The organism is Streptomyces sp. bgisy159, from assembly GCF_057707805.1.
In genome coordinates this window covers 70,336-76,984 of sequence record NZ_JBYIQX010000034.1, presented here as the reverse complement: position 1 = coordinate 76,984, position 6,649 = coordinate 70,336, and the positions used below count along the sequence as shown (strand labels likewise).

The window sequence follows — 6,649 nt, the reverse complement described above, 5'->3', positions numbered from 1 at the left end:
GCGGCGACCCTTGCGAAGGGCCCTAACCGCGCCTGCGGCCGATCTTGGACCCCAGCCACACCAGCGGGTCGTACTTGCGGTCGACGGCCCGTTCCTTCAGGGGGATCAGGGCGTTGTCGGTGATCTTGATGTTCTCGGGGCAGACCTCCGTGCAGCACTTGGTGATGTTGCAGTAGCCCAGGCCGTGTTCGTCCTGGGCGGTGGCCCTGCGGTCGAGACCGGCCTCGGCCGCCGCGTCCAGCGGGTGCATGTCCAGCTCCGCGATCCGCATCAGGAAGCGGGGCCCGGCGAACACCTGCTTGTTCTCCTCGTGGTCCCGGACGACATGGCAGGTGTCCTGGCACAGGAAGCACTCGATGCACTTGCGGAACTCCTGCGAGCGGTCCACGTCCTGCTGCGCCATCCGGTACTCGCCGGGGGCGAGTCCGGCCGGCGGCACGAACGCCGGGACCTGGCGGGCCTTGTCGTAGTTGAAGCCGACGTCGGTGACCAGGTCCCGGACGACGGGGAAGGTGCGCAGCGGAGTCACCGTGATGGTCTCGTCGCGGTCGAAGACCGACATCCGCGTCATGCACATCAGCCGGGGGCGCCCGTTGATCTCCGCCGAGCAGGAACCGCACTTGCCCGCCTTGCAGTTCCAGCGCACGGCGAGGTCGGGGGCCTGCGTCGCCTGGAGGCGGTGGATGATGTCCAGGACCACCTCGCCGTCGTTGACGTGGACGTCGAAGTCGGCCAGGTCGCCGCCGGCCGCGTCCCCCCGCCACACCTTGAACCGGGCCTCGTAGCCGCTCACTCGTAAAGCTCCTCTTCGGCGAGGTACTTGACCAGCTCCTCCTTGTCGAACAGGGCGAGCAGGTCCGGGCGGATGGGTTCGGTGGACTCGCGGGTGAGGGCGATCTGCCCGCGCGCCGGGTCCGGGACACCGCTGCCGGCGTCGGAGGCCGTGCGGCCGCCGCCCGCCTCGGTCGCGCCGAGGCCCCCGGCCGGATCGGCCAGGGTGCACAGCAGGTTGATGCTGCGCCACGCGCGGTCCATCGCCGGGTGGTCCTCGCGGGTGTGCCCGCCGCGCGACTCGGTGCGCTCCAGCGCGGCCCGGGCCACGCACTCGCTGACCAGCAGCATGTTCCGCAGGTCCAGTGCGAGATGCCAGCCGGGGTTGAACTGGCGGTGGCCCTCGACGCCGGCCCGCCGGGCCCGTGCCCGCAGCTGAGCGAGCTTCTCCAGGGCCTGCTCCATCTCGGCCCGGCGGCGGATGATGCCGACCAGGTCGTTCATGGTCTGCTGCAGTTCCTGGTGGAGGGCGTACGGGTTCTCGGGCGCGGCGCGGGGCGGCTCGTCGGCCTCGGCCGAGAAGGGCCGCAGCGCCTCGGCGGACGCCGCGTCCACCTCCGCGTCGCTCACCTCGGGCCGCCGGGCGGACCCCAGGGCGTGCTGTGCCGCGTGCCGGCCGGCCCGGCGGCCGAAGACCAGCAGGTCGGACAGGGAGTTCCCGCCGAGCCGGTTGGAGCCGTGCATGCCGCCGGCCACCTCTCCGGCCGCGTACAGGCCGGGCACACCGCGGGCCGCCGCCGTGTCGGAGTCGACCGCGATGCCGCCCATCACGTAGTGGCAGGTGGGTCCGACCTCCATCGCCTCGGCCGTGATGTCGACGTCGGCCAGTTCCTTGAACTGGTGGTACATCGACGGCAGCCGGCGCCGGATCACGTCGGCCGGCATCCGGGTGGACACGTCCAGGAACACACCGCCGTGCGGGGAGCCGCGCCCGGCCTTCACCTCGGCGTTGATCGCCCGCGCGACCTCGTCACGGGGGAGCAGTTCGGGCGGCCGCCGGTTGTGGTCCGGGTCGTCGTACCAGCGGTCGCTCTCCTCCTCGGACTGGGCGTACTTGTCCTTGAAGACGTCCGGGACGTAGTCGAACATGAACCGCTTGCCGTCGGAGTTGCGCAGCACGCCGCCGTCACCGCGCACCGACTCGGTGACCAGGATGCCCTTGACGGACGGCGGCCAGACCATGCCCGTCGGATGGAACTGCACGAACTCCATGTTCAGCAGGGGAGCCCCCGCCAGCAGGGCCAGCGCGTGGCCGTCGCCGGTGTACTCCCAGGAGTTCGACGTCACCTTGAACGACTTGCCGATGCCGCCGGTCGCGATCACCACGGCGGGTGCCTTCAGGACGAAGAAGCGACCGGTCTCCCGTTCGTAGGCGAAGACCCCGCAGACGTCCGGGCCGTCCTTCAGGACCCGGGTGACCGTGCACTCCTGGAAGACCTTCAGACGTGACTCGTAGTCGCCGGTCTCGCGGTGGTCCTCCTGCTGCAGGGAGACGATCTTCTGCTGGAGCGTGCGGATCAGCTCCAGGCCCGTGCGGTCGCCGACGTGGGCGAGGCGGGGGTACTCGTGGCCGCCGAAGTTGCGCTGCGAGATCCGGCCGTCCTTCGTACGGTCGAACAGGGCGCCCCAGGTCTCCAGCTCCCACACCCGGTCCGGGGCCTCGCGGGCGTGCAGCTCGGCCATCCGCCACTGGTTGAGGAACTTGCCGCCGCGCATGGTGTCGCGGAAGTGGACCTGCCAGGTGTCGTGCTCGTTGGCGTTGGCCATGGCCGCCGCGATGCCGCCCTCGGCCATCACCGTGTGCGCCTTGCCGAACAGCGACTTGCAGATCACGGCCGTACGGGCGCCTCGCTCACGCGCCTCGATCGCCGCCCGGAGGCCCGCGCCCCCGGCGCCGACCACGACGACGTCCCACTCCTGCCGGTCGACCACGGACATCAGTCAGTCCCCACTGTCCAGATTCGGAGCTGTTCGGATTCGGAGCTGTTCGGCATCAGAAGAAGCGCGGATCGTCGAAGACGCCCGATGCGACCAGGTAGACGTAGAAGTCGGCGAGCGCCACGCTCACCAGCGACGACCACGCCAGCAGCATGTGCCGGGCGTTGAGCCGGCCCGCCCACTGCCACATCCGGTAGCGCACGGGGTGCTTCGAGAAGTGCCTGAGCTTGCCGCCGACGATGTGCCGGCAGGAGTGGCAGGAGAGGGTGTACGCCCAGATCAGCACGATGTTGACCAGGAACACCAGGGTGCCGAGCCCCATGTGGCCCCAGGCGTAGTGCTCGTCGCGGAAGGCGAGCACCGTGTCGTAGGTGAGGATGCCGGCGACGGGCAGCGCGGCGTAGAAGAAGTAGCGGTGGACGTTCTGCAGGATCAGCGGGAAGCGGGTCTCGCCGGTGTACTTCCGGTGCGGCTCGGCCACCGCGCAGGCCGGGGGTGAGGCCCAGAAGCCCCGGTAGTAGGCCTTGCGGTAGTAGTAGCAGGTCAGGCGGAAGCCGAGCGGGAAGATCAGGATGATGATCGCGGGGGAGATGCCCCACCAGCTGCCGAACAGGTCCCAGTTGGGGCCCGAGCGCATGGGGGCGCAGTGCTCCGCCAGGCACGGTGAGTAGAACGGCGAGACGTACGGCGCCGCGTAGTAGTCGGCGTCGGCGAAGGCCCGCCAGGTGGAGTAGACGACGAAGGCCAGCAGACCGGCCGCGGTGGCGGCGGGCGCCAGCCACCAGCGGTCGGTCCGCAGGTGCCGGGCGGCGATCGCCGCACGCGGGCCGGTGCGTACGCCGCCGCTCTTCGGATGGGGTTCCGTACCAGTGGCCAAGGGATGACTCCGGTCGGGTCAGGGGGCGTGGCGGTCCCGTCCGCCGAGACCCTCGTCGTCCGTGTCGATCCACAGAGAGTCGTCGTACGGCGTGTCGGGGATGGTGACGAGTTCGGGGCGCCGTGGCGCGGCGGCGGTCCGGGCGGCCGCCTCGCGCAGCAGCGCGACGCTCTCGCGCAGGTGGTCGGCGTCGGTGCGGACCCGGCGCATGTCGAGCGCGTCGCCGCCGATGTGCTTCTCCAGTCGCCCCACCGACCGCTGCAGGTCGTCCAGGCAGCGCTGGAGCGATGTCAGTTCGTCATGCACGGACATGGTGTGCACCTCATTTCCGCGGGCGCGGTGGCCCTGGACGGGGCGTTCGTGCGCCTGCGAGTGTCGCGCGTCACAGCGGCCGGGGGGAAGGCGTGTGCACCGATTGGCCGATGTGTGCGGTCGTGCTTTCGACACTGTGCGCCGCACGAGTGGGCTTGCGGCGTGTCGTGGCCGTGCGCCCGGGGCTGCCGAACCCTTTCCTCTTCAGTGGCTGCGTACATCCGAATAGATCTGATCACTTACAGGTGATCACTTAAATATCGGCCAAAGTGATCACAAAGTGCTCCAAAAGCGGTGCAAACGTGATCATAACTCCCGCGGCTCCCCGGAGGTACCCAGAGATGTCCCACGACGGCGTCGGATCCAGGCCACGGCCGCGCGCGGTCATGCGCTCCGTTGTCTTCCTCACCGCGGGCGCGCTCGCGGTCCCCACCCTGGCCGCCTGCGGTTCCTCGGACGAGCCCTCCGAGCCGCTGGCCGCACAGGACATCGCTCCCGCTGCCCGGGCGCGGATCGCCGACGGGTCCACCCTGAGCTGGGCCGTCGACTCCGTGCCGGACACCTTCAACGCCTTCCAGGCGGACGCCGACGCCACGACCACCCGGGTCGCCCAGGCCGTCCTGCCGTCGATGTTCCGGCTCGACGCCGAGGGCCGGCCCGAGCGCAACCCCGACTACCTGGAGTCCGCCGAGGTCGTCGAGACGGAGCCCAGACAGGTCGTGCTCTACCGGCTCAACCAGAAGGCCGTGTGGAGCGACGGCCGGGAGATCGGCGCCGCCGACTTCGCCGCGCAGTGGCGCGCCCTGTCCGGCAAGGACAGCGCCTACTGGACCGCGCGCAACGCCGGATACGAGCGCATCGAGAAGATCGAGCGCGGCAAGAACGACCTGGAGGTCCGGGTCACCTTCGCCCGCCCCTACGCCGACTGGCAGTCCCTGTTCTCGCCGCTGTACCCGAAGGACGTCATGGGCACGCCCGACTCCTTCAACGACGGGGCGCGGCGCAAGCTGAAGGTGACCGCCGGGCCGTTCGCCGTGAAGGAGGTCGACCGCAAGGACGACGAGATCACGCTCGCCCGCAATCCGCGCTGGTGGGGGCGGCAGGCCAAGCTCTCCGAGATCGTCCTGAAGGCCGTGCCCCGCGGCGAGCGCGTCGCCGCGCTCGCCGACGGCAGCGTCGACCTCGCCGAGATCGCCCCGTCCGCCGTGAGCGGCATCGACAGCGCCGCGAAGAACGCGGCCGGCCCGGAGGCGGGCTCGGGCGGCGGCCGTACGGGGGTCAGGAAGATCACCGGGAAGGACGCGGCGGCGAAGCGCCGGCAGCAGGCGCTGCGGAACATCGAGGTCCGCCGGTCGCTGGAGCCGGCGTACACCCAGCTCGCGCTGAACGGTGCCGGCGGCCCGCTCGCCGACGAACGGGTGCGGCGTGCCGTGGCCCGGGCACTGGACCGCGAGGAACTGGCCGAGCTGGTCCTCAAGCCGCTCGGCCTGCCCGCCGAGCCGGTCGGCAGCCATCTCGCGCTGTCCGGGCAGGAGGCCTACGCCGACGGCAGCGGGGCGCTCGGCGGCCAGGACACCGCGGAGGCTCAGGCACTGCTCGCGGACGCCGGATGGGTCCTGGGCGGTCCCGTGGAGAAGAGCGAGAAGAGCGAGAAGAGCGAGGCGTCGAAGAAGAAGGACAAGGAGAAGGAGAAGGGCGACAAGGAGGAGAACGGCGAGAAGGCGGCCGGCGGCGAGGGCGAGAAGGCGGACCGGAACGCCTCGGAGGAGCCCTCCGACGGCGGGAGCGACGGGGCGTACATCGTCGGGGAGGACGACAAGAACCGGACCGGGGACGACTCCGGCGACTCCGCCGCCGGCGCACACCTCGCGCAGGACGGCAAGCAGTTCCTCGACCGGCAGGTCCGCCAGGGCGGCGCCCCCGGCGCCTACGCCCCCAAGGGCACCGCGGCCCCGGCCGGCGGTGCGGCCGGGGCGCTCGCGAAGGACGGCAAGGCGCTCACCCTGAGGTTCGTCCTGCCCTCCGGAGACGGCTCGCAGAGCCTGCGGACGGTGGCCGACCGGATCGCGGGGATGCTGGGGAAGGTCGGTATCCGGACCGAGATCACCAAGGTGAAGGACGACAGCTACTTCAAGGACCACATCGCGTCCGGGCAGTTCGACCTCGCCCTGTACTCCTGGCCGACCTCCGCCTTCCCCGCCACCGACGCCCGGCCGATCTTCGCCAAGCCGGTACCGGCGGCGGACGGGTCGCTGAACGTCGAGCAGAACTACACGCGGGTCGGCACCGACCAGATCGACCAGCTGTTCGAGCGTGCGGTCTCCACGCTGGACGAGGGCGAGGAGCGGAAGCTGCTGCGCAAGGCCGACGCGCGGATCTGGGCGGCAGCGGGATCGATCCCGCTGTACCAGCGCCCGCAGCTGACGGCCGCGCGGAAGGACCTCGCCAACGTGGGCGCGTTCGGATTCCAGACGCCGGTGTACGAGGACATGGGGTTCCTGAAGAAGGGGAGCGGGGGCTCACAGAGGAAGGAGTAGGAGGCCGGGCCGCCACGGACGCCGCCCCGCGCGCCCCGGCACCTCGGCCTGGCGAGCCCCTGCTTCCCGGGGCACGTACGATGGGGTGAGGCCGTGGCTGTCGCGCCCGGCAGGGTCCGCGTAACACAGACGTACGCGGCGGCCCCTTCCTCAC

The 6,649-nt window shown here is 71.0% G+C and carries 5 protein-coding genes; 1 reads left to right on the top strand and 4 read right to left on the bottom strand.

All coding sequences use genetic code 11. The features are described 5' to 3' along the window. Positions 1–22 precede the first annotated feature (22 nt). Genes AC3ET3_RS26960 through AC3ET3_RS26945 form a run of 4 tightly spaced genes read right to left on the bottom strand, consistent with a single transcriptional unit; the run spans position 23 to position 3,958 of the window. On the bottom strand, positions 23–793 hold the full coding sequence (locus tag AC3ET3_RS26960) for a succinate dehydrogenase/fumarate reductase iron-sulfur subunit (RefSeq protein ID WP_432138685.1): 771 nt from the start codon (positions 791–793) through the stop codon (positions 23–25). Then, positions 790–2,769, bottom strand: a complete 1,980-nt coding sequence (locus AC3ET3_RS26955) for a fumarate reductase/succinate dehydrogenase flavoprotein subunit (protein ID WP_432157700.1) — start codon at positions 2,767–2,769, stop codon at positions 790–792. Before AC3ET3_RS26955 ends, AC3ET3_RS26960 begins: the two co-directional genes overlap by 4 nt. A gap of 55 nt (positions 2,770–2,824) precedes the next feature. Then, positions 2,825–3,646 (bottom strand): hypothetical protein, encoded by an 822-nt coding sequence (locus AC3ET3_RS26950; RefSeq protein WP_432138687.1) that lies wholly within the window; start codon positions 3,644–3,646, stop codon positions 2,825–2,827. A gap of 18 nt (positions 3,647–3,664) precedes the next feature. Beyond that, positions 3,665–3,958, bottom strand: coding sequence for a hypothetical protein (locus AC3ET3_RS26945; RefSeq protein ID WP_432157699.1), 294 nt, complete (start codon positions 3,956–3,958; stop codon positions 3,665–3,667). A gap of 341 nt (positions 3,959–4,299) precedes the next feature. Between AC3ET3_RS26945 and AC3ET3_RS26940 the strand changes: the two genes are divergently transcribed. Then, a complete protein-coding gene (locus AC3ET3_RS26940) occupies positions 4,300–6,495 on the top strand; it encodes an ABC transporter family substrate-binding protein (protein WP_435613029.1) in 2,196 nt (731 codons plus the stop codon). The last annotated feature ends 154 nt before the right edge of the window (positions 6,496–6,649 follow it).